2 protein-coding genes are annotated in these 2,366 nt (G+C 67.2%); both read left to right on the top strand.

Annotated features, from left to right (window positions below):
• Positions 1-191 precede the first annotated feature (191 nt).
• Positions 192-1,544 carry an IS21 family transposase gene (gene istA, locus SRB5_RS35655; RefSeq protein ID WP_228390709.1) on the top strand — a complete coding sequence of 451 codons (1,353 nt, stop codon included), beginning with the start codon at positions 192-194 and terminating at the stop codon, positions 1,542-1,544.
• The gene (gene istB / locus SRB5_RS35660; protein WP_153458005.1) at positions 1,541-2,311 is read left to right on the top strand and encodes an IS21-like element helper ATPase IstB; all 771 of its coding nucleotides are present in this window, start codon (positions 1,541-1,543) and stop codon (positions 2,309-2,311) included. Before istA ends, istB begins: the two co-directional genes overlap by 4 nt.
• The last annotated feature ends 55 nt before the right edge of the window (positions 2,312-2,366 follow it).

Below are 2,366 nucleotides of genomic sequence, written 5' to 3' on the forward strand. Positions count from 1 at the left end.
TGTCGGCGTACACGTGAACGTGCACCACCTCGTACGGATGAGAGTGCACCGAAGTTGATGCGGTGGCGGGTGGGTGCCGCGAGCCTTCTGTCGTCGGTTTCGAGGTGGCAGAGGGGGCGGTTGTCGTGGTCTTGGACCCGCATCGCTGGCTGGAGTTGAGGCGGTTTCGCAGTCTGTATGAGTCCGGCGCGATGAGCCTGCGGGAGATTGCGAAGGAGACCGGGCTGAACCGCCGCACGGTCACGAAGTATTTGTCGGGCGAGGCTCCTGTTGCGCCGCCGAGGCGGACGGCCGAGGGGCGACAGCATCGGCGGGCGGTCGACGAGGTCGCTCCGCTCATCGACGCGATGCTGAGGTCGGAGATCCTGCTGAAGGCGTCGGTGATTCACGAGCGCCTGGCGTCGGAGTACGGCGTCACCATCAACTACCAGCGGGTCAAGATCTATCTCCAGGAGGCGAGGCCCCGGATCGCCGAGGAACTCGGCATCAGCCCGAGTGAACTGGCGGGACTGCACCGCCGGTTCGAGGTCGTCCCGGGCGCGCAGGCCCAGGTGGACTGGGGTGATGAGGGCAAGATCCTCGCCCACGTCGGGATCCCGAAGGTCTACTCGTTCCACATGACGCTGTCGTACTCGCGTGATCCGTTCTGCTGCTTCACCACCAGCCAGGACCTGGCGAGCTTCTTCGACTGCCACCGGGCTGCGTTCGCGCACTTCGGCGGGGTGCCGATGACGATCGTCTACGACCGCACCAAGACCGTCGTGCGCCGGCACGTCGCGCCGGGCGAGGCCGTTCCTCTGCATCCGGAGGCGGTCGCGTTCGCCGGGCATTACGACTTCGACATCGACGTCCTGGCCGCCTACCGCCCCACCGGGAAGGGCCGGGTCGAACGGCAGGTCTTGATCGTCCGTGATCATGTGCTGGCCGGGCGGGCCTTCTCCTCGGTCGAGGAGATGGACGCCGCCTTCTCGGCCTGGGTGCCGCTGCGGCGGGCCAAGGTGCACAGCACCCACGGCGAGATCATCGGGCACCGGGCCGTGCGGGACCACGTGGCTCTGCGGCCGGTGCCGCCGACTCCGTATGTGGTGGCCCAGCGGCATCTGCGGCACGTCGGCAAGGACTGCCTGGTCGCCTTCGACGCGAACCTCTACTCGGTGCCCGCCCGCAAGGTCCGCCCACGTCAACTGGTCGAGATCCGGGCCACGAAGTCGCAGGTCACCCTGCACTCCACTGTCCCCGCCGGCGACGGGAACACGCTGTTGGCCACCCACTCCAGGGCGGTCGGCCGCGGCGCGAGGATCGTGGACGAGAGGCACTGGGACGGCCTGCCCACCGGAGCCGGACGCCGTGTCACCACCGGAGATGTCCTGCCGTCGCCCCGCCGCGGGCAGCCGCTCGGGCCGGAGGCCGGCCCGCTGCAAGCCCTGCTGAACCGCGCCGCTGCCGCCAGCGTCAAGGTCGGCCGACGCCCGCTGTCCGTCTATGACGAACTGACCGGCACCCGCCCTTTCACCACCAGCTCTCCGTCGAAGGAACCCTCTTGAGTCAGCTGACCGGCAACCGCATCCGCACCACGGCCGGCAAGCTCGGCCTGCCTCATCTCGCGGAAACCATCACCGAGTTCACCCGCCGGGCCGACGAGGCGAAGATGGGCTATCTCGACTTCCTTGACCTGGTTTTGTCCGAGGAACTCGCCGTCCGCGATGACCGTCGTTTCCGTCAGGGCCTGCGGTTGTCGCGGCTGCCGCATCACAAGACGCTCGACGAGTACGACTTCTCCTTCCAGCCCGACCTCGACCCGCGCAAGGTCAAAGACCTCGCGACCCTCTCGTTCGTCGAGGACAGGGCCAACGCCGCCCTCCTCGGCCCGCCCGGGGTCGGCAAAACGCATATCGCCGTCGCCCTCGCGGTCGCGGCCTGCCGGGCCGGCTACTCGATCTACTTCACGACCCTCGACGACATGGTCCGCAACCTCAAGACCGCCGAGGCCGCCGGACGGCTGGTCAACAAGCTCGGCACCTACCTGCGGCCGAGCGTCCTCGTGGTCGATGAAGTCGGCTACCAGCCCCTCGAACGGGCTGAGGCAAACCTCGTCTTCCAGGTGATCTCCAAGCGCTACGAGAAGGGCTCGGTGATCCTGACCTCGAACAAGACCTTCAGCGAATGGGGACAGGTGTTCGGAGACGAGGTTCTCGCCACCGCGATCCTCGACCGCCTCCTGCACCACTGCGAAGTCGTCTCGATCAACGGCAACAGCTACCGACTCAAGAACCGCCTCCAGACTATCGAGCGAGACGCCGACGTGGCCTGAGCAGTGGTGCACATAACTCTGTACTCGGTGGTGCACTCAGAGGAGTACGCGGACA

The sequence above is a fragment of the Streptomyces smaragdinus genome (assembly GCF_009604385.1).
Classification (GTDB): domain Bacteria; phylum Actinomycetota; class Actinomycetes; order Streptomycetales; family Streptomycetaceae; genus Streptomyces; species Streptomyces smaragdinus.